We start from the raw sequence: 22,870 nt of genomic DNA on the forward strand, positions 1-22,870 counted from the left end.
GGGCGTCGGCTACGGTCGGCGCTATCCTTCCCTGCCCTGAAGGACGGGGCTTGCCGCGCCTTTTGGTCAGTCGGTGTTTTCGTTGCTCACAAAGGCCGACCCATTGGCCTGGGGTTCGGGCGATTCCAGCGCGTATTTGAGCGCATGCCAGGCCAGGTTGGCGCATTTGATGCGCACTGGAAATTGGGCTACCCCTTTCATGGCGTTCAAAGCCCGTTGCTCCCGCGGGAACTCTTCGCCACCGCGCATCATGGCTTGGAAGCGCTCCACCAACTGCAGAGCTTCGGGGATGGTGCGCCCCCGCACCGCATCCGCCATGAGATCGGCAGAAGCCAGGGCAATGGCACAGCCTGCCCCCTCGAATTTGATATCGACAATCCGCTCCTGGCTGGGATCCAGTTGTAAGGTGAGGTCGATGGTGTCGCCACAGGAGGGGTTGTGGCCACGTTGGTGGCGGTGGACGGGATCCACTCTGCCGAAGTTGTGGGGCTTTTTGTACCGCTCCAGAATGACTTGCTGATAGAGTCCGCGCAGGTTATCTAGAGGCATTGTTGCTCCTGGTTGGTCGCTGCTCTGGCCGGTCGGCAAAAGTCGATCCGCTCATAGCCCATTGCCGCCGGGAATAGCCATAGTTCTCAGATATTCAGGATTTGGGAAGCGAGCCCGACCTGGCCCATCTGGTTTTGATCTTAACCCCGTTCTTGGTAGAGCTTGAGTCAGTAGAAAAACTCCTGCCAGCGCAGGGGCTTAAGTTTGCGCATGTACAGCCAATCAAAAAAGTTCTTCAGCACCGTGGCTGAATAGCCGCGCCAGACCAGCCTGCCTTTCTCGGCAACGGCAACGCGGTTCCCCACCGTTACACAAACAAAAACCGTGGCCTGCGGTCGGTAGGGGATCAGAGGTTGGCCGCGGATAAGCCGCAGTAGGTTTTGGGCTGCAATCGGCCCCTGGCGCACCGCGTACACGCCGATCTTGGGCAAGAGGCGGGATCCCCAAACAAAGTCAGCGCAGTCCCCCACCGCCAAGATGTGCTCTGAGCCTTGCACCCGCAGGTATTTGTCCACGAGCAGGGCTCCCGTCGGCCCTGTTGGCAAGCCGCAGGTGCTCAACCAGCTCGGCACCTGGAAGCCACCTGCCCACAGGCGGGTCTGAGCTATCAACTCGGTGCCATCCGAGAGCCACACGTGCTCCGGCCCAAAGGCTTTCACCTGACATCCGGCCCAGATTTCCACCCCCAAGCGGCGGATTTCTCTTTCCACAGCACGGCGGAAGTGTTCTGAGAAACCCTCCACCAGATGGGCCTGGCGATGGATCAAGATCAGCCGGGCTTGAGCCAAGGGGATCCCTGTTTCTGCGCTCATCTGCCGACAAAGATCGTAGAGTTCCCCCATCAGCTCTGTGCCGGTACAGCCTCCTCCCGCTACCACAAAGGTCAGCAGGCCCGGCGTCCGATCCCCCTGGGCTGCCCGTTGCCAGCACTGCCGGATCCAGGTTTGGGCGGCCACCAATTGTTCTGCCGGTCGAATGGTAAAGGCATGTTGGATCCCATCGATGGGGCGCAACTCCCGGCCCACATTCACCAACAGATAGTCGTAGGCAAGAGTTTGGATCCCGGCTTCACTCTCCAGGGTCAGGGTTCGAGCTTCGGGTTGGATGTGGGTGACTCGCCCCGGCAAAAACTGGGCGCCGTTGGCTTGAATATGCTCCAGCAAAGGGATCCGCACCAGCTCCAGAGAAAACCGACCACTCAGCAGCCGCGTGGACATGCCCGAATTGACACTGTAGGGATAGGGGTTGATGGCGATCACCCGTGCCTGCCCTTTGAGCGCCCGCAAGGCGTCGATGGCTCCATAGCCACATCCGGCCAAGATCACAGTGGGCAGGGATCCCCTCATGGCTGGAGCGGGAACCGCTGGGGATCCCCGGCTGCCCATTCCAGGATGGAACCGGAATAGCTTTTGGCCTGCCGGCCCAAATGGGTTAAAACCACCGTGACCCAAGCGGAGCGAACCCCAGCTGTGCAGTAGGCAATGATCTCGGCTTCCGGAGGGATCCCGGCTTTTTGCAGGCGGGCGTGAATTTCATCGGGCGGCAATAGGGATCCCGCCGCATCCATCAGCTCCTTGTAGTAGAGATGCACAGCGCCGGGGATGTGTCCACCGCGCGCCTCACCATAGGGGGTGGCTCCCTTGTATTCTTGGGCTTCGCGACTGTCGAGGATGGCCACACGGTCGGAGCCAAGGCTGGCCCGCAGAGTGTCCCGGTCGATCTCCCACCGGTCGGTTCGCCGCACTACAAAGTCGCCCCGTTGCGGTTCGTCGGCGCTTTGTCGGGTTGTGGTCAGCACTCCCTCATTCACCAGGGCCGGATAGCCCCCGTCCACCATGACTGCCTGGGGATGACCCAAGCTGCGCAACATCCAAACGATCCAGCCATCTTCTCCCCAGCCCTGTAGCGGATCGGCAGCAACTACCACCGGACGCCCCTGAAACACGCCAAGGCCCTGCAGCTTTTCGGTGAGAAGGGCATCATCTGCCAACAGCTTGCCGCTGTTGGCAGCCTCTGGTTGAGTAAACTCCGTCCAGTTCACCGGAATTGAACCCTTCAGGATCCCGTCGGCTTGCAATTCCGCACTGCGTGCATCCAGAAGCGTTGCCCCTTGTTGGATGAGCTGGATGGCGGTTGCAGGGCTGACCACCCAACCTGGCGTTGGTGTCATGGGTTGAGAGAACCTTAACTGGAAGATCCTATCCCACCTTACGGGACGAGTAGGCCGGTATGGGCCTCTTCCATCTGTTTGGAGAGAAGCCGTTGCAGGCTCACTCTGGCTTCGGAGAAGTTGGGAGCGATTTCCAAAGCCGAGCGAAAGTGTTCAATGGCCTGCTCCAGCTTGCCTTGGCGGGCAAGGATGGATCCCAGACGATAGTGAGCTGCTCCATAGCTGCCATTGCTGCGAATGGCCCGTCGATAGCTGGCCTCCGCCGAGGTTAGATCCCCCTTGATGCGCGCCACTTCGCCCAGGCCAAAGTGAGCTTCCGGCAACTCTGAATCTCCTTCGAGGGCCTGTTCAAACTGCTGCATAGCCTGCTGCAACTGTTGGGGCTGGATGAACTTGCGCCCAGAGGCATCCCGTTGTTTGGGCCCCAAGTAGGCTAGGCCAATGGCGGCCGTCGCTGCGTGCAGATCGGGGGCCAGCTCCAAAGCCCGCCGGTAGTTCTTGATGGCTTCGCTGTATTGCTCTTGGCCTGCCAACACCAGACCCAAACCGTAGTAGGCGCGAGCCTGCTGTCTTTTGAACTGACCATTGAAGACCACCTGGCTGAACTCTTGGCTGGCTTGAGCCAGATGGCCTGCATGCACCATTGCCAAACCCAGATCCACCCGCACAGCGGCTGCCAACTCAGGAGCGAGATCCAGGTTGAGAGCAGTTCGGAAGGCTGCGATTGCCGCTTTTAGCTGTCCTTTGCGCATCAGCGCTTGTCCCATCACGGCGTGGCCCAGGCCCAGGCGATCATTCAACTCCAAAGCAGCCCAACAGGAATCGATGGCCTCGTCCCATTGCCCCAGCTTGAGGCGAATTTGAGCAATGCAGAGATGAGCCTCGCTGAAGTGGGGATCCAGCCCCAGGGCCTTTTGTTGCTGGGCCAACGCTTCTGCCCAGTTGCCCTTCTCTGCCCAGGCTTGGCCGAGCAGGCTGAAGATCTCGGCTTGAGCGGATCCCTGGGTGAGGGGCAGCGCTTCGGGCAAATGGATCAAGACTTCATCCGGCTGATGCTGGGCCAGCCACTGCCGCGCCAGGGCCTTCAGGGTTTCCACCAGGTGGGTGTTGATGCCGCTCCAGTTCGGGTTCAGGTGTTTGGCCTGTTGGTAGTGGCTCAATGCCTCCTGCAGTCGGTTGGTTTTCGCCAACAGATGGGCCAGCTCAACGTGGGCCTCGACATGATTCGGCTGTTGCCGCACGGCCTCCCGAAACCGCTCCACCGCCTCAGGCATTTGATTGGCCTGTAAAAAGGACAGCCCTTCTGTAAAGGGATCCTGGGATCCCTCCCGCTCAAAGGTGTTGATGGCACGCCGGCCTTGCCAACCCAGCCAGCCCCCCCCTGCAGCCAAGATCAACAGCGGGATCCCCAGCCCCAGCGATCTGGCTCGGGCAGGAACATCGGCTTGCCCAAAAGAGCGCACCACCAACCCAGCCCCCAGCAGGAGAGACAAAGCCAGAGCTCCCCCCAAGAAGGGCCTTAGAGCAGGCCTGTGCAACCATTGATCAAGTGTCGGAAAGTTGGCCAGAACGTCGATAGGAGAACTGGGGCGAGCAGTTGTAGGCAGAGGGGTCGGGATCCCGTCTTGGGAAGGGGCATGGCCAACCGAGGCCTGGCTTGGAGCCGCTTCTGGCCAGCGCTCTTTCTGAATTTTGGGAACCGGTGCCCCCAGAGTTTTAACTTTGCGAAAATCGGAGTTGTGGTCGGGATCCACAACAGGTTTTTGGGCCTCCAGCACCTTGATCTCAGAAATCTTGGTGCCCGGTAATACAATCTGCGTGGCATCGGCACTGCTTTCCCCAGAGGACAAGTAGAAGACTTTTTTCCACTGCGGCTGTGTTTCCCCCTGAAGCCGACCGTACACCACCAGTTGGCTAACTCCCTGCACAGGCAAGCCCCCCAATTGGCTGGCAACTCGATGCAACACCATAGAGCGGCTAAACATCCCCTGCCGTGGGAGATCCACCATGAGGTAAAGGACATCTTGCTTCAGGGCCGAACGGGTTGGCAGGGGGGCCAGGGCCTTCTGCAGAGCCTTGATCAGGGTTTCCACGCTGCGAGCAGCAGATGAGCCAGCCATAAAGTTAGAGTTCGCAAAGTTAAGTTAGAGAGTGAAAAAATGGTCTTGTAACAACTCCAATCCAAGAGGGATCCACTTCTCTCGGCAAAAACGAGTACCCCCTCGCCAGAAGTCCAGGCCTCTGACCTCATCTTGCTGCCTCATTGTGCTCAATCTGCCGGAGTCCGTCAATATACTGAAAGAGCCTGTTACAAACGGGGCTGCCGGCCCATTCTGGGACGGAAGAGGTGGGTGTGGTCAGGGCTGTAGAGCCGCGAGCGGGCAGATCTGGAGCTTGACAAGCCTTTCAAGGCAGGGCTGACGAGATAGAGCACTGTGCGTTCTAAGCCGGCTTGCCGGGTGAGGGCGGCCATCTCGGCCAGGGATCCCAGCCAGATCTGTTCGTCCGGCCAACCCAAGCGATAACAAACGGCAACCGGGGTATCGGCGGGGTAGTGAGCCAGCAGATCTGCCTGCGCTTGTTCTACGTGGCGGGCGCTCAGATATAGACACAAAGAGGCGCGGTGGGCTGCCAGACTGGCCAGGGCTTCTGCTTCCGGTACCTGGGTGCGACCGCTGGCGCGGGTGAGGATAATCGTCTGTACCAACTTGGGTATGGTCAACTCCACCTGCAAACGGGCGGCTGCCAATTGAAAGGCGCTTACTCCCGGCACGATCTCAAAAGGGATCCCTGCCTCCGCCAGCCGGATCAGCAGCTCGTGCAGAGCGCCGTAAAGGCAGGGATCCCCATCCTGCAGCCGTACCACCCGCCGCCCCGCCTTGACCCGTTCCACAATTTGCGGCAGCAGCGTTTCCAGCGTGAAGGAGCGGGTGTCAATGGCCTCAACCCCAGGGCGACAATGGGCCAGCACTCCCTCTGGCACCAAAGAACCTGTGTAGAACACTACATCGGCTTCCGCCAGCAGTCTTTGCCCCCGCAGGGTAATCAGCTCCGGATCCCCGGGGCCAGCCCCGACAATGTAGACAGGCCACGACGTCGGTTCGCGCATTTGCTTGCTTCCTACCCCTTCAAGGGCCTCTTTGAAGATCCCTTTTCCAAAGTCTTTTCAAACTGGATTCCAAGGGAACTTATCTGGAGGCTCAAGCATGCAAGATCACGACAGGCACTCGCATCCCATCTTAAGGTACGTTCGGAAAGACTATTATCCCTACGTTGTTTTACCCCAGCCGATTGCTCTCCTCTTGAGGGGGCCAGATCTCCCACCTTGCCCGCCGGAGCCTGAGCCGCCACAGATGCCTGCCCGTCCGCTGGAGCCTGAGCCGCCACAGATGCCGGAGCGCCCAACGGAACCTGAACTACCTCGAATGCCGGAACGCCCTGTTAGGCCAAATCTACCCGAGCTACCCCAGCCTTTGATGGGCAAGCTGCAATCGGCATGGGCAACTGGTGCTGGTGCATAGAGCAGTCTAGTGTCCGGTGCTATACCCCTGATATCGCAATGCAGGTATCTAGAGATGGAAAAAGATCACTCGTTTTACTCATTGACATTGAAATTGATGAGCCATGGTTTCTTGAAGGTAATCTGTGTAGGCCAGCCCATACTGTGAATGATCCTAAGCAAAGTAATCGTGATGCTTATCTAGCGGATAGAGGCTGGGTTGTAGTTCGGTTCTCAGGAAGGCAAGTTTATGAAGAAAGTGAAAAGTGCATTAATCTCATCTTTTGCTTGGTTTCAGGTGTCTTGGGTGCATTAGATTCTAAACAGCCAGACTTATCATTTTCATTTCCAACGGACCACAAGAGATGGGGTGATCAAAGTGCTCTTAGTGAACCTAGATTTCCTCCTTCCTACTTTTAATTCCCAAGGTTGAGACTGGCCCTACCGGGATTGAATTGAGCTAACGCGCTGGTCCGAGACGCTGCTGCAGGATTTGTGCGGCCAGCAACACATCCAGGGGGGTGGTTAGCTTCAGATTGGATTCCTCCCCTTCGACGATGTAGACTGGCCAACCCAGCTTCTCGAATAGGGCTGCATCATCGGTTACCTGCCAACCCCGGGCCAGAGCCTCCCGATGGGCTTGCCATAGCATCGACAGGCGAAACCCCTGCGGCGTTTGCGCTGCCCACAGCCGGCTGCGTTCTGGGGTTGACTGAATTTGGATCCCTTTTGGGCCTGCCTCAGCGACTTTAATCGTGTCCTTGACAGGGATCCCCGCGATGAGACCATCCACCTGCTGCAAAGCAGCACTACAGCGATCGAACAACTTAGGGGTAGCTAGGCAGCGGGCCCCATCGTGGATCAACACCCGCTCTACTGTTCCCAGGTTGTAGAGATACTCAACCCCCCTGTAAACCGACTCCTGCCGCGTCGCCCCCCCTTGTAAAAGCTGCACCGGCGTGGACAGATCCATTGCCGCCAGGATCTGCTCGATGGCTGGCCAATCGCCGGGTTGGGAGAGAATGCCAATCCACTCGATGGAGCTGGCCTGATCCGCAGCCTGCAACGTCCAAGCCAAAATTGGCTGACCCAAGAGCGGCAGCAACAGCTTATTGACCGCAGCTCCCATTCGCTTGCCGCTGCCAGCCGCCGGGATCAGAAGGTGCATGGGATCCAAAAGCGCATTCAACCGGATCCCAGTGTACTGCTCAACTCAACCTTCCAACTCTCCCGAAGCAGTGACAAAGTCAGGGTAGGCAATGTTGCCGTGCTCGCCAATATCCAAGCCGGCCAACTCTTCTTCTGCCGAGACGCGCAGACCGATGGTGCCCTTCAAAATCAAAAACAAAGCCAGACAACAGATAAAAGACCATCCTCCCAGGGCAATAACCCCCAGAATCTGTACCGGCAACACCGCCCAAGTCACCCCCGCTTCCGCATGGGCAAACCACGGGATCCCTGCAGCAATGACCCCCCAAGCGCCGCACACCCCATGTACCGACACCGCCCCCACCGGGTCATCCACCTTCAAGGTGCCCTCGATAAACAGCACCGACAACACCACCAACACCCCGGCCACCGAGCCGATAAGGATTGCCCCCAAAGGATGAACAGTGTTGCAAGGAGCAGTAATGCCCACCAGCCCCGCCAGTGTCCCATTGGCTGCAAACGTCATGTCCGGCTTGGTAAAAATGGCCCAGGAAGTACAGAGAGCGCCGATGGCTCCTGCCGCCCCGGCCAAATAGGTATTGAAAGCAATCCAGCCAATATCAGGAATCGCTGCCGTTGTAGAGCCGGCATTAAAGCCAACCCAGCCCAGCCACAGGATCAACGCCCCCAACATGCCCAAGGGTAAGCTATGCCCGGGAATAGCCCGCGGCTCCCCATTGGGACCATACTTGCCCAAGCGCGGACCCAACACCAAAGTTCCCGCAAAAGCTGCAGCCCCACCCACCAAGTGCACCACCCCCGACCCGGCAAAGTCAATGTAGCCCAGGTTTTCCAGCCAGCCGGCTGTACCACCGTTGTAGTCGGCAAACAGGCCATTCCAGGCCCAGCCCCCGGAAATCGGGTAGATCGCCCCAGAGATGACGATGGAGTAAATCAAATAAGCCAAAAAGCGGGTGCGTTCCGCCATTGCCCCGGAGACAATGGTGGCAGCGGTGGCGGCAAACACCAGTTGGAAACAGAAGAACGTGAAAGGCCAAGCATCGTTTTGACTGCCGGCTTCAGCTCCCTGTTGCCAGTTGAAAAAAAACCAGTTGGTGCCCAAAAAACCGGCCACATGGGATCCGAACATCAGCCCAAACCCCAAAAACCAAAAAGCGCAGGCCCCGAAGCAGAAGTCCATCAGGTTCTTCAGGACAATGTTGGTAGCATTTTTAGCCCGCGTGAAGCCCGCCTCCACCATGGCAAAGCCCGCCTGCATGAAAAACACCAGCGCCCCGGCCACCGTTGTCCAGACGATGTCGGCATGGTATTGCTGAGTTTTCAGTAAGGTTTGTAGCTCAGCCCAAGCCTCGGGTGGGAGAGCCTGTTCCAGAGCCGTGAGATCCGTCTGGGCCAGAGCAGGCGGGGCAACCAAACTTCCCAACCCCAGCAAAGCTCCAACCCCCAGCAGGACTTTCCCCCCTGTCCTCAAACCCAAAAGGATCCCCTGCCGAAGACGAGAGAAAACAGTCTCACCCATCTGACTTTTCATCTCGATTCCAAGTCCCACACCTCGATTTTGAGCTATTTCTCCCCTCCTACCCGTAACCACCTACACCAATGCCACCAAATACATCAGCAAGCCATAAAAGAGAGGGCCAGCCCTGACCCTCCCTTTTGATGCTCATTTGATGCTCAGTTCAGCAATGCTCCGATCCGGCAACCCCAGGTCAGACCGAGCACAACGGCTCAAGATTGCTCCGAATCGGTGGCAGCAGTAACGAAGTCGGGGTAGGCCACGTTGCCATGCTCGCCCACATCCAAACCGGCGATCTCTTCCTCGGCGCTGGTGCGCAGGCCGGTTACAGCCTTGAGGATATAGAACAGGATCAAGCAGGTAATAAAGGGCCAGAGAAAGTAGGCCAGAGCGCCCACCACTTGTACCCCAAATTGGGCCCAGGTGACCTCTTCAGCATAGTTGGCATTGGCAAAGAAGGGGATCCCTGCTGCCAACACCCCCCAGATACCACAGGTGCCGTGTACCGAAATCGCGCCCACCGGGTCATCAATTTTCAGCACCGTATCCAGGATCACCACCGAAATCACCACCAGAATCCCGGCCACCGAGCCGATGATCAGAGCACCCAAAGGATGGACGCTATCGCAAGGGGCAGTGATCCCCACCAAGCCGGCCAGGACACCGTTGGCGGCAAAGGTCATATCCGGCTTGCCAAAATGAACCCAAGAGGTGAACATCGCCCCAATTGCTCCAGCCGAAGCTGCCAGCAGCGTATTCATGGCAATCCAGCCAATATCGACAGAGGCTGCAGTGGTGGAACCGGCATTAAACCCGATCCAGCCCAAGGCGAGGATAAACACCCCCAACATCCCCAGCGGCAGGTTGTGGCCGGGAATAGCCCGCGGTTCTCCATTAGGGCCGTACTTGCCAATGCGAGGGCCAAGCGCGATCGCACCTGCCAAGGCCGCAGCGCCCCCTACCAAATGCACCACCCCCGACCCGGCGTAGTCGATGTAGCCCAGATTTTCCAGCCAGCCGGCTGTGCCGCCGTTGTAGTCGCCGAACAGCCCGTTCCAGGCCCAACCCCCAGAGATGGGGTAGATTAGCCCAGAAATAACGATGGAGTAGATCAAGTAGGCCAAGAACTTGGTGCGCTCTGCCATGGCTCCGGAAACAATGGTGGCGGCAGTGGCGGCAAACACCATCTGGAAGACAAAGAAAGTAAAGGGCCAGCCATCTGCCTCGTAAGCCTGCTGCCAGCCAAAAGCAAACCAGTCAGTGCCGAAGAAGCCAGCACTTTTGCCGAACATGAGGCCAAACCCGATGAACCAGAAGGCGCAACAGCCCATGCAGAAGTCCATCAAGTTCTTCATCATGATGTTGGCGGCGTTCTTGGCGCGGGTAAAGCCCGTCTCTACCATGGCGAACCCCGCCTGCATGAAGAACACCAAGGCTGCTGCCACGATCGTCCAAACAACGTCAGCGTGTTTCTGAACTTCCTCGGCCTCTTGAGCAAAGGCAGTTCCCTGGCCGAATAGAAAAACCAGCGCAGCCATTAGAGCGGCAGTCAGACTCCACTTGGCCGGTCGCCAAAGCCACTGGGGCACCTGGCTCTTGAGCTTTTGGATCATTGTCGTACTCATGCTTTTCGACTCACCTAAAGTGACAGTACTTCTCGCAACACATTACCCGAAAAGTAGGGCAAGAACACCTCATCAGATATACAGCAAAAGAGACATGAAGCAAACTCACACGAGGCTCAGGCCGGGCAACCCAAACCCTGAACGTGATCCCTTCTCATAGGGCATCTTGGTTGAGTTCGCCAGTGCGGATGCGGATGGTTTTTTCGACGGGGCTGATGAAAATCTTGCCGTCCCCAATTTCGCCGGTGCGAGCCGCTGCAATCAGCTTCTCCACCACCGTATCCACCAGGTCATCTTCGACCACGATCTCCACTTTCAGCTTTTGTAGGAACTCTACCGTGTACTCGGATCCCCGGTAACGCTCGGTTTGTCCCTTTTGGCGACCAAAGCCCCGCACTTCACTTACAGTCATGCCGACAATTCCGGCATTGACCAAAGCAATTTTGACCTCATCCAACTTGAATGGCCGGATTACGGCCTCGATTTTTTTCATTTGCCTCCTGCACCCCGGACAATTCCGCTAATTTCTAACACTACTGACACCTGCAAATTGTAAAAACAGATACATTTTTATCTCCTACTGAAGATGCTTACCACTCTGGGTTGGCTCCCGTCAAGACTGGAAGGCCAAGCTTAAGCTACCTTAACGGGAGGAAGCCTCCGATGGGGTCTCACCAACATCCACGGGCGGCTGAGGGCTAAGAGAGGCCAAGCTGGCTGTAATGAGCGCTACCGCAAGCCACCACAGCATTTGTACCTGTGGACGATACCAGATGGTATCCACCAAGCCGTGGACCATCATGCCGGTGCAAGCGGCCAAGCCCGCTGCCACCCACAGACCCTGGGGATCCCGCAAGTTGAGCAAAGTTTTCCAGCATCTCCAGCCGTGATCCCAGAGCACCAAGAGAAACCAGGCGAAAGTTAAAGATCCGATGAAGCCAGTCTCTACGGTGAGCTGCAGCGGCACCGAATAGGCTCCAAGGGCGCTGAAGTTGCCTCGTTGGTAGAGGGGATAGACGCGGTTAAAGGCAACATTACCGGGGCCGATCCCCAAGATGGGAAAGTCGCGGATCATCTCCAGCACCGCCGCCCAGACATTGAGGCGAAAGTTGTTGCTGGTATCCAACCGCCCCCAAAAAAGGCTCTGCACCCGCAGCCGCAGGGAGCGTACCGTCAGGATCCCGAGCAACAGAGCAGCCCCCCCTCCGCCCAACAGGGCCGGCAAGGCCCAACGCCGCCAGCGGGCTGGCAAATCGACAGAATGCCACTGTGCCAACAGCACGGCCATCAGGGTGAGCATGGCCAGCCCCCCAATCCAGGCGCCACGACTGTAGGTGAGCAACAGGCAAATCAGGTTCACCGCCGTCGTAAACCCGGCCAGGAGTTTCGCCCCCCAACTGGGCCAAATCCAAGTGGCGGCCAGCCCCAGGGGAATGACCGGGATCAAGTAGCCCCCATACAGATTTGGATTGCGCAGATAGCTGTACACCCGCGTCAGACCCGCCAAGCCCGACTCCGGATCCACCCAGGTGGCCAGTTCCGCTGCCCCATATAAGTATTGCCGCAGGCCATGGATCCCCATCACCAAGCTGACCAAAAGCAGGGATCCAACGATCCCATCTCGGAATTGGGGTTTGCGCAGCAGACGATGCAACAACAGATAACCAGCCAGGTAGAGAGTCAACTTCAGCCAGCCATCCCGTGCTGCGTAGGCAACCGGAGAGAGAATCGTTGCCAAGGTGGCAATTCCCCAGAAAAGGACCAGGGGCAGATGCAGCGGCAGCCCAATCGGCGTTTCCACCAAAGTGCACAGGCCCACCAGAGCGGCCATAGCCAGCAAAATCAGGCCCAGGATGCCGGTGGAGCTTTGCGCAGAGAAAATCCAGTAGAGCAGCACTAGCCCCAGGCCGATGCGGTCGGAAGTCTGCACCAATACGCTGCTTTTCCCCCAACTCTGCAGGGATCCCAATAGACGACCCAAAAGGCTTCCCTGCCACCAAGCCTTGATGGGAAAATCGCGCAGCAGAAAACCGTGCCACCGTTGCGTTGCTCGTTCCATAACCCTCCGGAGCCTGTTGGGCACAAGTTCATACGCCCCAAGTCACCTTCCGATTGCGTCGGTGGGACGAAGTTCTAGCTTATATCCACAGAGGCAAGGAGACAACGAAGAAGAGCGCAACCTCTTATCGCGCCAGCCGGACAAAGTACCCCTCAACAAAAACAAAGAACCGGCTGACTCACAAGACTCTACAAGACAAAAGGCATCGAAGAGTTATCAAAGTTGGGTTTTCAATCTTAAGAACAAGTCTCTGTAAAAAGCAAAGAAGAACAGCAGGAAAAACTACAAAAAGCTCTATCTCAATCTTCAATCAAATGTTGGATTGCCGCAATCGAAGATCTCCTGACCTACCACAGACCGATTCTCAAAAGATTCTTCAGGCAACACAGGCTAACACTTGACCTTGAGATCCTCTTTCACCTTCGGCATTAGGAGAAGGGATTTGATCGCCTAAGCGGGATCCAGACCAACCTTCCTTGGCTCTAACTGCGTTCTGGGAATTGGAGTTGGAATAGTGAATCTGAATACGAGTAGGACGGCCCAGATCCAGGGCGGATCCCATGCAACGGGCTAAGATTTGCACCTTAAACTCAAACTCGCCAATGCCATCCATAATCTTTAACCCTGCAGTCTCTGCTCCTAATTCAACTGTAGGAGAAGGTCTACGAAATCTCTTCAGTGGGAATACAGAACTTTTTGGGCTGCGGAGACTTCTGGATTATGAAAGTTATGTAAAGATGCCTTTGTTTTCGCCAGACAGGGCGAGTACTTGACCTATTCTTAAACAACTTGAGTCAAGCTGGGCTCGGTATCTTCACTTGGACTGACTCCCTCCACCAAGTTGAGCAGGGATCCCGGCCAAACCGCTTAGACAAGGGGAACTGACCTACGCAAAATGGAGGAAGTAGGGGAAAAGCATCTCGTAAATCACTCGGTCGAAGCGTGCCCGTTTACCTGTACTGGGGGGATGATACCTATCGCCTGATGCAGGCGGTACAGCAGTTGCGGGATCAAGTGCTGGATCCCCACTGGGCTGCTTTTAACTACGATCGCCTGCCGCCGGAATCCACGATTGCCGGGCTCAACCAAGCCATGACCCCGCCGCTGGGATCCAACGCCCGCTTGGTTTGGCTGGAAGAGACAACACTCACCCAACATTGCCCGGAAGATCTGTGGGAAGAAGTGGAGCGCACACTGGCCCAGTTACCCCCTACCACCCATCTGCTCTTGACCACCAGCAATAAACCCGATGGGCGCCTGAAATCCACCAAAATCCTCAAGAAAACGGCCATTGTCCGCGAGTTTTCCCAACTGGCCCCTTGGGATGAGGAGGGCATTCTCCAGCAGGTGCAGCGGGAAGCTGAACAACGGGATCTGGCCCTCAGCCCGGCAGCCGCCCAGAAATTGGCCGAGGCGGTGGGCAATGACTCCCGTCGCTTGGCGATGGAATTGGAAAAGCTGGCCCTGTTTACGGCAGGTCAACAGGATCCCATTTCTCCTGAACAAGTCGAGGCGTTAGTTCCCGCCAGCGCCTACAACAGCTTTCAATTGGCGGGATCCCTGCGCAAAGGGAATCTGGAACAAGCCCTACGCATCTTGACCCATCTGCTGGATCACAACGAGCCGGCCCTGAGGATTCTGGCGGTGTTGGTAGGCCAATTTCGCACCTGGCTATGGGTGCGGCTGCTGCTGGATCAGGGAGAACGGGATCCCAAAGTCATCGCCCAGAAAGCAGAAATCGGGAATCCCAATCGGGTTTACTTTCTGCAAAAAGAGGTGGGATCCCTGAAGACCACAGCTTTACTGAAAGCAATGCAGCAGCTTTTGCAATTGGAATACAACCTCAAGCAAGGACAGCCGGAACGAGATGCCTTTCAAGAAGCGCTGATCCAAATCGTGGCTATATTGGGTGAAGGCCGAGCTCAGAGCAAGTAGAGCAGAATAAACAGCACAACCCAAACCCCATCCACAAAGTGCCAGTAGATCTCAGCAGCTTCGACGCCAAAATGATGTTGAGCGCTGTAGTGGCCGGGTTTAAAGGAGCGCCAGAGCACCGCCAAAATGAACAGCAACCCTGCCAGCACGTGAAGACCATGAAACCCCGTTAAAACATAGAAGGTGCTGGCAAACAAATTGGTGGTGAGGCCAAACTCCAGGTTGCTGTACTCATAGAGTTGCCCTGCCAGGAAAACCGCCCCCATCAGCGCTGTGAGGGCAAACCACAGCCGCAGACCCCTGACATCATCGGCCTTGATGGCCGACCCAGCTTTGTGAATGACGAAGCTGCTGGAGAGCAAGATCACCGTGTTGATCCCAGGCAAAAGCAATTCCCGCTCTGGGGTTCCCTCCGGCGGCCACACCGGGGCGGTGAGGCTATAGGCCAGGTAGGCCATGAACAGCCCTAGGAAAAGACAGCCTTCTGCCACCAAAAACATCAAGATGCCAAAGACGCGATGATCTGGGTGCTCAGCGTGGGCAGTGTGGGCCCTTGAGTGGCCAACCATCAGCGTTTCAGAGGCAAGGGATCCTTGCATATTCCTTTCCACCTAAATTCCTGAATTCCTGAGACTTCTTGAGGCTGTACAAGCAGCCCAGCCAAGACTGGAATACCCAGTGAGCAGGGGATCAGCCGCCCACCGGGCATCCGGCCTGCTAAGAAGAAGTAGGCTCCGCTTCCGCCAGTGCCAGCTCCCGCAAGCTCTGCAACTGAGCAGCAAAGTAGTCCAGCGTCTCTTTGCTGTGCAAGCCGTAGTCGTAGGGGCCAGTTAGCAGAATGGGATCCCCATAAAAGTTGTGATGGGGCGGGGGAGAAGAAGTTGTCCACTCCAGTGTCAGGGCCTGCCAAGGATTATCCCCAGCTTTTGGCCCGGCCACCCAGGAGTAGATGGCGTTAACCAAAAAGGGCAGGGTGGAAATGGCCAGAACAAAGGCCCCCACCGAGCTGATCCAGTTGAGGTCGGCAAATTGGGGATCGTACTGGGCCACCCGGCGGGGCATCCCCATCAGGCCCAGCTTGTGCATCGGCAAGAAGCACATGTTAAGGCCGACAAAGGTCAACACAAAGTGCACCCGCCCCCAAAACTCGTTCAGCAGCCGCCCCGTCATCTTGGGGAACCAGTGGTAGATGCCGGCATAGATCCCAAAGACGCTGCCGCCAAACAACACGTAGTGTAGGTGGGCCACCACAAAGTAGGTGTCGTGAACGTGGATATCCAGAGGCACCGAGGCGAGGATAATCCCGCCCAAGCCGCCGATCACAAACATCGAGACAAAACCCATGCCAAACAGCATGGCCGAGCGGAAGTGGATCTTGCCGCCCCACAAAGTGGCCAGCCAGCTAAACACCTTGATCCCAGTGGGAACGGCAATGGCCATGGTGGCGATCATGAAGAACACCCGCATCCAGTCAGGGGTGCCACTGGTGAACATGTGGTGAGCCCAGACGATCAACCCCAAAAAGCAGATGGCCAAGCTGGAGTAGGCGATGGCCTTGTAGGCAAAGATGGGCTTGCGGGCATGCACCGGCAAAATCTCGGAGATCATGCCAAAGACCGGCAAGATCATGATGTAAACCGCCGGGTGGGAGTAGAACCAGAACATGTGCTGGTACACCACCGGATCCCCGCCGCCGCTGGGGTTAAAAAAGGCCGTGCCCGCCAACAGGTCAAAGCTAAGCAAAATCAATGCACCGGCCAAAACCGGTGTTGCAATGAGGGTGAGAACAGAGGCTGCCAGCATGGCCCAACAAAACAGCGGCATGTCTTCCATCTTCATGCCGGGCATGCGCATCTTCAGAATGGTGGTGATGAAGTTCACGGCTGCCAGGATGGAAGAGGTTCCTGCCAGCAAAATGCTCAGGATCCAGAGTTCTTCCCCCACCTTGCCGCTGATCAAGCTGAGGGGGGGGTAGGAAGTCCAGCCGGCAGCCGGAGCCTCTATGAACAGGCTGGCCAAAAGCAGGATCCCTGTGGGCGGAACCAGCCAAAAGGCCACTGCATTCAGCTTGGGGAAGGCCATATCCCGCGCCCCGATCATCAGCGGTACCAGGTAGTTGCCAAAGCCCCCCACCAAAGCAGGCACGATCCACAAAAAGATCATGATCGTGGCGTGCAGGGTAAAGGCACCGTTGTACCGCTCAAAGCCGAGAAAGTCGGCCTCTGGAGTAGCCAGCTCTGCCCGTACTGCCGTCGCCAGCGCCCCTCCCACCAAGTAGAAGAAAAAGGTGGTCACCAAGTACTGGATCCCGATGACCTTGTGATCGGTGGAGAAGGTAAAGAAGCGCCACCAAGGCTCAGCAGGAAGTTCAAGTTCAACCTTCGGTGCAGCAACAAGTCTTGAGCTGTCTTGCAGCTGGGTCATTGCACAAAAGCTCCTATATCGCGTTGGCAGAATGTTGTTCCCACAAGCGCAGGCCAAAGGGGCGTCAGGGATCCCGGCTAGCCTGCGGAAGGAAGGGATCCAGAATGGGACTGGAGAGACTTCAAATCTGAGGGGGAGACGCCCAAACGCTGGTGGTGGACATGGGCAAAGGCAGACTCGGCCTCAGGGGAGCCTGGCCGAGGAGAGGGATGGACTGGCGAGAAATCTGAAACGAGGGCCAAGGTGCTGCCCTCGCCACGGGCGGCCAAAACTTGCTCCTGCTGCCAGCGCTCGAAGTCTTCCGGCGTATCCACAAACAATTGCCCTGCCATCACCCCATGATAGGGGCCGCACAGCTCTGCGCAGACAATGGGGTACTGCCCCAGTTGGGTAGGCACAAACTCCAGGTGGGTCTCTCGGCCCGGGATCACATCCTGCTTGAGGCGAAACTGCGGCACCCAGAAGGCATGGTTCACATCCAGAGCCGTCATATCCAAGCGCACCCGCTTGTTTAGAGGAAGGTGCAGCTCGCTGGCCACCAGGCCGGAATCCGGGTAGGTGAACATCCAAGCATATTGCATGCCCTGCACTTGGACGACCAGATCCGGCTGGCCCATTTCCTTCCCGGGTAGCACTACAGGGGTATAAGCGTAGCCGGGATCCCCCGCCTCAGCTTCGTGGGAAGACTCCATCGCCATGGCTGCGTGGATATGGCCGCCGACATCAGCACCCCCGTAGATGGCCTGGTAAACATCCAAGCTGGCCAAGCCTAACCAAAGAATGATCACCGCCGGCACCGCCGTCCACACGATCTCCAACAGCACGTTGCCGTGGCTGGGATCCCCGTCGCCTTTGTCGCCTCGCCGCTTGCGGTAGCGGACAATACAGTAGAGAAGTACACCCTGTACCACCAAAAAGATCCCTGTGGCAATGGTTACAGTGCTGTTGAAGAGGCTGTCGAACAAGGGGGCTGATTCGGCAGCAGATTCGGGAAGCAGATGGTGGTTTTGCCCGTACCAAAGGCTGGCAAGGGTCAGGAGGATCCCCATAGCCACCAAGATGATGTTGCTCAGCGCACTCACGACTGCTTTTCCCCAATACAAAGAGCGTCCATCCTAGCAGATAATCTGCTCACAGCGTCTGCAAACTACCTTGCTCAACTTAATCCGTCGTTTTTTACTGTTGCCGTTTTTTAATTTTGTTTGCATTGTTTACGGAGTTTACAAAGTTTTCCGATTGTAGAGTCTGCTTCGCTGCGCACGGCTTCTCCACTGGTATCAGATAGTAGTCTGCGGGAGAGAGAAACCCTGCAGGCTTATGGATCTCTTCAGGATCTTTCAGGGTGAGCAGTGACGAGGCGGAGCTTTGGTTCCGAGATTTTCGGCAGACCTGTGTAAGGGCGGTACCACATTGAAGGCCGGCTCTGGTTGAGGGTCATCTCTCCAAGCTGAGATTTTTGCTGGCTGTAGACTGAGGTAGGGTGGGATAACCCCGCAATTGGGCTGGTTTGGACAGGTTTTCTCTCTTTAATCTCTGCTTCTGTTTAATCTCTGCTTCGCTTTCCCCAATGTCTTCTCCCCATTCACTGGCGACCTTGCTATCTGATCCAGGGGATCCCTTGCCGATCCAGACTCCATCAACGGTCTCGGAATTGGCCGGAATCTTAAAGGAGTGCCAAGGGCGGAAAGTGCTGCCGCTGGGGCAGGGGAGCAAGTGGGGCTGGGCCCACTCTGTGGAGCCGGTGGATTTGGTTCTCAGCACGCGCGGCTTACGCCGGCTCATCGACCATGCGGCTGCTGATCTCACCGTCACGGTGGAAGCTGGCATGACTTTGGCGGAACTGCAACACATCTTGGCCGAGCGGGGGCAATGGTGGCCGGTGGATCCCCTCTATCCGGAGCGGGCTACCCTGGGGGGCATTATCGCCACTGCCGATACGGGTTCTCTGCGCTGGCGTTACGGCGGGATCCGCGACTTGCTGCTGGGCATAGCCTGGGTGCGGGCGGATGGGGAGGTGGCCAAAGCGGGCGGGCGGGTTGTTAAGAATGTTGCCGGCTATGACCTGATGAAGCTGTTCACCGGATCCTTGGGCAGCTTGGGAATTTTGACCCAGGTGAGCCTACGGCTTTACCCGTTGCCGGCAGCTCAGTCTGCTTTGCTGGCTACAGGATCCCTGCCGGAGCTGGAGGTTTTGTGTCGGCAGGTGCTGACCGGCCCCGTTAACCCTGTGGGGGTGGATCTCTGGCTGAGGGCAGAGGGATCCCAAGTTTGGCTCAGCTTTCACGGCTCGGAGCGAGCAATCGCCCAACAGATGGCCCAAACGCGGCGGCTGGCCCCTGCAGGGCTGACTTTGCAGGAAGTGAATCCCGACTCTCTGCCCCTGCCTCAACCCGGCTCAGGGGCGGTGCTGGCCAAGTTCGGGTGCCTGCCCAATCAGAGCCTGGCAACATTGGAGCAGTTTCAAACCCTGTTTCCTGGGGCTCAGGTGCAACTGCACCGAGGCTGTGGGCTAGGGCGGGCTTGGCTGGTTCAGCCAGAAGTGGGATCCCTGATGCAACTGCAGCGCTACCTCAAGTCCGCAGGCGGATTTCTCCTGCTTCTGGAGGCGCCGCCGGCTCTGAAGAAGGCTCTTGCCCATGACTTTGGCCCGGCTGCAAGTCTGATGCGCAAGCTGAAGCAGCACTTCGACCCCGCCGGCACCTTCAGCCCCAGCTTGATATAGGCACTGCCCCTGTCACCGCTCCTTCCCCGGGATCCCTCTGGCCAAACGTCTTGTTCCGGTGCATGATAGATCTATAAGAAATTGAAACATTTCTTAACATCATTTCTCAGTATCTCAGTGTCAAAGCTAAGAGAGGGATCAGCATGAGCATCGAGTGGCAACGGATACTCCGCATTGGGGTGGGCTTTTGCCTTGGGCTGTTGATTGCGGTGGGTGGGGGATCCCTGACCTGGGCGCAACCTGCCCTGCCGGTGGTGCCGATGGAGCTGCCTCAGCCGCCCGTGCCGGTCTTGGACTTGGCGGATCAGTTGACCAGCAATCAGGAAGCTCAACTGGCCCAGCATCTGAACAAGTTAGAGCAAGACACCGGCTGGAAGCTGCGGGTGCTGACTCAGTTTGATCAAACTCCAGGCCGTCAGGTGAAAGAGTACTGGGGCTTGAATGAGCGCAGCGTTCTGATGGTGGCGGATCCCAGGGGGGGCAACTTACTGGCGTTTAATGTGGGGGATGCTGTGCGCGAGATCTTGCCACGTACCTTTTGGATTGAGCTGCAATCTCGCTTTGGCAACCAATTCTATGTGCGGGAGCACGGCACCCACCGCGCCATCTTAGAGACCGTTGATGTCTTGGATCGCTGCTTTCATCAGGGAGGCTGCCGCGTGGTGCCCGGCCTGCCTCAGGAGCAGTGGATCCTAACGCTGGTGACCTCGATTTTGGGCGGGATTGTCTTCGGGTTTGCCGGCAAGCCCCGCCATGCGGAGGAGCTGTTTAACTGGCGTTGGGCCTTGCTCATTTCTCCCCTGTGGTTCATTCTGTTCGGGGCCTTCGGTATCGGGCCGGTGGTCACACGCACGCAGGATTGGATCCCGGTGTTGCGCAACGTCTTGGGGTTTCTGGCAGGGGCTTTGGTGATCTACCTGGCTCCCATTGCTCGCCCGGCAGTGGATCGGCAGTAGCTGACTCGTGAAGTCGGCTGGGCGTCCTTCCCTGCGAGCCTCAGTTCGCAGGGGACAAATGCTAGAATCGGTGAGCAGAAATTGCTGGTGTAGCTCAGTTGGTAGAGCACTCGACTTGTAATCGAGCGGTCGTCAGTTCGAATCTGACCATCAGCTTCTGGTGCCATGGAACTTGGCTCTGCTGTCTCCTCTCGCTGAAGCCGAACTCAGCTTCTACACTGGTGGTTAGATTGGCATTAGCGGGATCCCTGGGCCTTACCGGCAAAAGGCCAAGGCCGATCCCTGCTCAGTTTGGCATGCCTACTCAGCCGATTGGGTTGTTCTCCTGATTCTCCTTGGATGTCTATGTCCGGTCTCCCAGCCGCTACGGTTCGTCGATTGCAAAAGCTGCCCCAGGTGCCCTCGGTGTGGGAAGGGGATCGCCACAAGCTCTCAGGATCGCCACCCATGGGATCCCAAACGGAAGGGGAGTGCATTCTTTGGGTAGATGGCGTTCAGGGCGTGGTACGGGCCATGGAGGTGGTGCCCGCCGATTCTGGCTTTGAGCCGATGGTGCGAACCTTGATCATGGCTATGGAGCGGCCCCATGCTGCCCCACCTGCTCGTCCCCAGAAGATCATCGTGCGGGATCGAGAGGTGCAATTTTTCTTGCGCGGCATCCTGCACGAGCTGGACATCAAGGTGGAATGCCAGCCGGAATTGCCTCTGATCGACGAGATCCTGCAGAGCTTTGAAGAGGCCAACGAGCGGATCCCTCCCCCTCTGCCGGAACACTATGTTGAGTTGCTGGCCGGCAAAGCCCTTACCCTCTGGCGAGATGCTCCCTGGGATTACCTAGAGGATCACCAAATCTTGGCCATCGACCTAGATCACTGGGACATCCAAACCCTTTATGTCTCGGTGATGGGGCGGTTGGGCATGGAGTATGGGGTGCTTTTTTATCGCTCGCTGCCCTCTCTTAAACAGTTTCGCCAGGATGCGGCCCAGCCGGCCACTCCCGAAGAAATGGAGGAGGCTTTCCTCAGGCAAGATTGTCTCTATCTCACCTTCCAAGCTCGCAATCCTGAACTTAACGAACTGCCGGATCTGGACTTGGCAGATTTGGATCCTGAGGAAGTTGAGCCGAACTTTGGCACCATTCACCCCCTGGAAGGCTTGCGCGTGACTTTGCAGGAGGACGAGGCAGCGGTCTTATCGGTGGCCTTGGAAGCCTTGCATCGCTTCTTCAAGCAGTACCACCGCAAGCTGGAAGATGACTTTCGCTCCTATCAAGGTCGGTACCGCATTCCCAACCCCCAAGAGAAGGGAGCAACCCTTTCGGTGCAGGTGCGCACTCTGCCGGACGTGGCTGAAGAGCTGCTGCAGCTGGAAGGGGAGGAGGAAGAACCTGCCCAAACCCTGCTGCGGGATGATTTGGTGCCGGAAGGGGCGCAGATAGGTCTGGGGGTCTTGCCGTGGACAACGGTGGAAATGCTGCGGCGCACGGGGCAATGGCATCCCCTCCCCCAAAGCAAGCTGGTGAAAAATGGAGAAGGGCTGCCGGTGGTGATTGTGCGCACCTCTCGATCAAAAGCAAAGCAGCTCATCGAGAATTTGCGTGGGGAGGGCGGGCCCCAGGGCGTTTGTTTCAACACAGGGGTGGATCCCTTCGATGGCGATCGCTACGACTTGGAAATTGTGCAAACGGGCAATCGCGATCTGCACCTGTTTGGAGAGTTTCCCGAAGATGATCCCGTTCACTCCATGGCTCGCAAGCGCTGGGAGCGGCGTTGCCGGGATACGGGTGGCTATTGCGGCTTGGTGGTGGCGATGGGGGTGAATTCTACGCGCCCAGAGCTGCAAGTGCGCCACATTCTGGCCTTGTTTGAGATGCAGGCTTTGAACCCAACGGGACTGGGACTGGGGCCGATGGTGCGGATTAGCCGACAATTGCACTTGCCTTGACCGTCCAGATGGAGGCAGGTTAGGTGCTGCTGGTAACCTGAGCAACTTTCTCCCAGCCGGGATCCCTTCTTTCTATGCTCTGGCAGGTTTACCGGGCGGTGATTCGGTTTTTCCAGGGATCCACGCTATCTTGGCTCTGGTTCTCTCCTGGGTGCTGACCGGCAAAATAGCTCGACAAAGCATCTCGACAAAGCATACAGTGGCCCTATCATCTGGGGGCTCTGGTATTGACCCTCAGCTAGAAATCGCAGGAGCCCCGCACTGTACCCGTAGGGTCAGTGCCGGGAGGAATGCGCTTTGA

Annotated in this window: 17 protein-coding genes and 1 tRNA gene; 5 read left to right on the top strand and 13 right to left on the bottom strand. The window is 57.4% G+C overall.

Translation table 11 applies throughout. The annotated features are described in order from the left end of the window. Positions 1–66 precede the first annotated feature (66 nt). From sufU to NW840_RS01360, 10 genes are all read right to left on the bottom strand, one after another. The gene (gene sufU / locus NW840_RS01315; protein WP_011434254.1) at positions 67–549 is read right to left on the bottom strand and encodes a Fe-S cluster assembly sulfur transfer protein SufU; all 483 of its coding nucleotides are present in this window, start codon (positions 547–549) and stop codon (positions 67–69) included. A 167-nt stretch (positions 550–716) separates the two neighbouring features. Further along, a complete protein-coding gene (locus NW840_RS01320; RefSeq protein WP_414341916.1) occupies positions 717–1,895 on the bottom strand; it encodes an NAD(P)/FAD-dependent oxidoreductase in 1,179 nt (392 codons plus the stop codon). Beyond that, positions 1,892–2,719 (bottom strand): sulfurtransferase, encoded by an 828-nt coding sequence (locus NW840_RS01325; RefSeq protein ID WP_414341918.1) that lies wholly within the window; start codon positions 2,717–2,719, stop codon positions 1,892–1,894. Before NW840_RS01325 ends, NW840_RS01320 begins: the two co-directional genes overlap by 4 nt. A 38-nt stretch (positions 2,720–2,757) precedes the next feature. Further along, positions 2,758–4,839 carry a tetratricopeptide repeat protein gene (locus NW840_RS01330; protein WP_414341919.1) on the bottom strand — a complete coding sequence of 694 codons (2,082 nt, stop codon included), beginning with the start codon at positions 4,837–4,839 and terminating at the stop codon, positions 2,758–2,760. A 188-nt stretch (positions 4,840–5,027) separates the two neighbouring features. Next, entirely contained in the window at positions 5,028–5,828 is an 801-nt protein-coding gene (gene cobM, locus NW840_RS01335; RefSeq protein WP_011434250.1) for a precorrin-4 C(11)-methyltransferase, read from the bottom strand. An 850-nt stretch (positions 5,829–6,678) separates the two neighbouring features. Beyond that, a complete protein-coding gene (gene ispD / locus NW840_RS01340; RefSeq protein ID WP_414341922.1) occupies positions 6,679–7,386 on the bottom strand; it encodes a 2-C-methyl-D-erythritol 4-phosphate cytidylyltransferase in 708 nt (235 codons plus the stop codon). 45 nt (positions 7,387–7,431) lie between these two features. Next, positions 7,432–8,907, bottom strand: a complete 1,476-nt coding sequence (locus NW840_RS01345; protein ID WP_414341925.1) for an ammonium transporter — start codon at positions 8,905–8,907, stop codon at positions 7,432–7,434. Between the two features lie 209 nt (positions 8,908–9,116). Then, a complete protein-coding gene (locus tag NW840_RS01350) occupies positions 9,117–10,529 on the bottom strand; it encodes an ammonium transporter (RefSeq protein ID WP_414341927.1) in 1,413 nt (470 codons plus the stop codon). Positions 10,530–10,683: 154 nt separating this feature from the next. After that, positions 10,684–11,022 (bottom strand): P-II family nitrogen regulator, encoded by a 339-nt coding sequence (locus NW840_RS01355; RefSeq protein ID WP_011430352.1) that lies wholly within the window; start codon positions 11,020–11,022, stop codon positions 10,684–10,686. A 150-nt stretch (positions 11,023–11,172) separates the two neighbouring features. Beyond that, positions 11,173–12,588, bottom strand: a complete 1,416-nt coding sequence (locus tag NW840_RS01360; RefSeq protein ID WP_414341929.1) for an IctB family putative bicarbonate transporter — start codon at positions 12,586–12,588, stop codon at positions 11,173–11,175. Between the two features lie 942 nt (positions 12,589–13,530). On the opposite strand from NW840_RS01360, the gene holA reads away from it, so the two are divergent. After that, positions 13,531–14,523, top strand: coding sequence for a DNA polymerase III subunit delta (gene holA, locus NW840_RS01365; RefSeq protein WP_414341931.1), 993 nt, complete (start codon positions 13,531–13,533; stop codon positions 14,521–14,523). On the opposite strand, the gene NW840_RS01370 is transcribed toward holA, so the two are convergent. The 3 genes from NW840_RS01370 to NW840_RS01380 all read right to left on the bottom strand — a co-directional run bounded on the left by NW840_RS01370 (position 14,511) and on the right by NW840_RS01380 (position 18,029). Further along, a complete protein-coding gene (locus tag NW840_RS01370) occupies positions 14,511–15,122 on the bottom strand; it encodes a cytochrome c oxidase subunit 3 (protein ID WP_414341934.1) in 612 nt (203 codons plus the stop codon). The two genes, holA and NW840_RS01370, sit on opposite strands and share 13 nt — an antisense overlap. Before the next feature lie 118 nt (positions 15,123–15,240). After that, entirely contained in the window at positions 15,241–16,947 is a 1,707-nt protein-coding gene (gene ctaD / locus NW840_RS01375; RefSeq protein WP_414341936.1) for a cytochrome c oxidase subunit I, read from the bottom strand. A 77-nt stretch (positions 16,948–17,024) separates the two neighbouring features. Continuing rightward, positions 17,025–18,029 carry a cytochrome c oxidase subunit II gene (locus NW840_RS01380; RefSeq protein WP_414341937.1) on the bottom strand — a complete coding sequence of 335 codons (1,005 nt, stop codon included), beginning with the start codon at positions 18,027–18,029 and terminating at the stop codon, positions 17,025–17,027. Positions 18,030–18,541: 512 nt separating this feature from the next. On the opposite strand from NW840_RS01380, the gene NW840_RS01385 reads away from it, so the two are divergent. The 4 genes from NW840_RS01385 to NW840_RS01400 all read left to right on the top strand — a co-directional run bounded on the left by NW840_RS01385 (position 18,542) and on the right by NW840_RS01400 (position 22,569). Further along, positions 18,542–19,669, top strand: coding sequence for an FAD-binding oxidoreductase (locus tag NW840_RS01385; RefSeq protein ID WP_414341939.1), 1,128 nt, complete (start codon positions 18,542–18,544; stop codon positions 19,667–19,669). Between the two features lie 260 nt (positions 19,670–19,929). Continuing rightward, the gene (locus tag NW840_RS01390; protein ID WP_414329371.1) at positions 19,930–20,625 is read left to right on the top strand and encodes a TPM domain-containing protein; all 696 of its coding nucleotides are present in this window, start codon (positions 19,930–19,932) and stop codon (positions 20,623–20,625) included. An 83-nt stretch (positions 20,626–20,708) separates the two neighbouring features. Further along, positions 20,709–20,781: transfer RNA gene (locus NW840_RS01395), tRNA-Thr, on the top strand. A 189-nt stretch (positions 20,782–20,970) separates the two neighbouring features. Further along, entirely contained in the window at positions 20,971–22,569 is a 1,599-nt protein-coding gene (locus NW840_RS01400; RefSeq protein WP_414341941.1) for a DUF6930 domain-containing protein, read from the top strand. The last annotated feature ends 301 nt before the right edge of the window (positions 22,570–22,870 follow it).

The organism is Synechococcus sp. R5-13 (assembly GCF_047462015.1).
GTDB lineage: Bacteria > Cyanobacteriota > Cyanobacteriia > Thermostichales > Thermostichaceae > Thermostichus.

What these genes read in the sequence shown, in the direction of transcription:
- sufU (WP_011434254.1), bottom strand. Translation starts at nt 549, where the DNA reads ATGCCTCTAGATAACCTGCGCGGACTCTATCAGCAAGTCATTCTGGAG.
- NW840_RS01320 (WP_414341916.1), bottom strand. Translation starts at nt 1,895, where the DNA reads ATGAGGGGATCCCTGCCCACTGTGATCTTGGCCGGATGTGGCTATGGA.
- NW840_RS01325 (WP_414341918.1), bottom strand. Translation starts at nt 2,719, where the DNA reads ATGACACCAACGCCAGGTTGGGTGGTCAGCCCTGCAACCGCCATCCAG.
- NW840_RS01330 (WP_414341919.1), bottom strand. Translation starts at nt 4,839, where the DNA reads ATGGCTGGCTCATCTGCTGCTCGCAGCGTGGAAACCCTGATCAAGGCT.
- cobM (WP_011434250.1), bottom strand. Translation starts at nt 5,828, where the DNA reads ATGCGCGAACCGACGTCGTGGCCTGTCTACATTGTCGGGGCTGGCCCC.
- ispD (WP_414341922.1), bottom strand. Translation starts at nt 7,386, where the DNA reads ATGCACCTTCTGATCCCGGCGGCTGGCAGCGGCAAGCGAATGGGAGCT.
- NW840_RS01345 (WP_414341925.1), bottom strand. Translation starts at nt 8,907, where the DNA reads ATGGGTGAGACTGTTTTCTCTCGTCTTCGGCAGGGGATCCTTTTGGGT.
- NW840_RS01350 (WP_414341927.1), bottom strand. Translation starts at nt 10,529, where the DNA reads ATGAGTACGACAATGATCCAAAAGCTCAAGAGCCAGGTGCCCCAGTGG.
- NW840_RS01355 (WP_011430352.1), bottom strand. Translation starts at nt 11,022, where the DNA reads ATGAAAAAAATCGAGGCCGTAATCCGGCCATTCAAGTTGGATGAGGTC.
- NW840_RS01360 (WP_414341929.1), bottom strand. Translation starts at nt 12,588, where the DNA reads ATGGAACGAGCAACGCAACGGTGGCACGGTTTTCTGCTGCGCGATTTT.
- NW840_RS01370 (WP_414341934.1), bottom strand. Translation starts at nt 15,122, where the DNA reads ATGCAAGGATCCCTTGCCTCTGAAACGCTGATGGTTGGCCACTCAAGG.
- ctaD (WP_414341936.1), bottom strand. Translation starts at nt 16,947, where the DNA reads ATGACCCAGCTGCAAGACAGCTCAAGACTTGTTGCTGCACCGAAGGTT.
- NW840_RS01390 (WP_414329371.1), top strand. Translation starts at nt 19,930, where the DNA reads ATGGAGCTGCCTCAGCCGCCCGTGCCGGTCTTGGACTTGGCGGATCAG.
- NW840_RS01400 (WP_414341941.1), top strand. Translation starts at nt 20,971, where the DNA reads ATGTCCGGTCTCCCAGCCGCTACGGTTCGTCGATTGCAAAAGCTGCCC.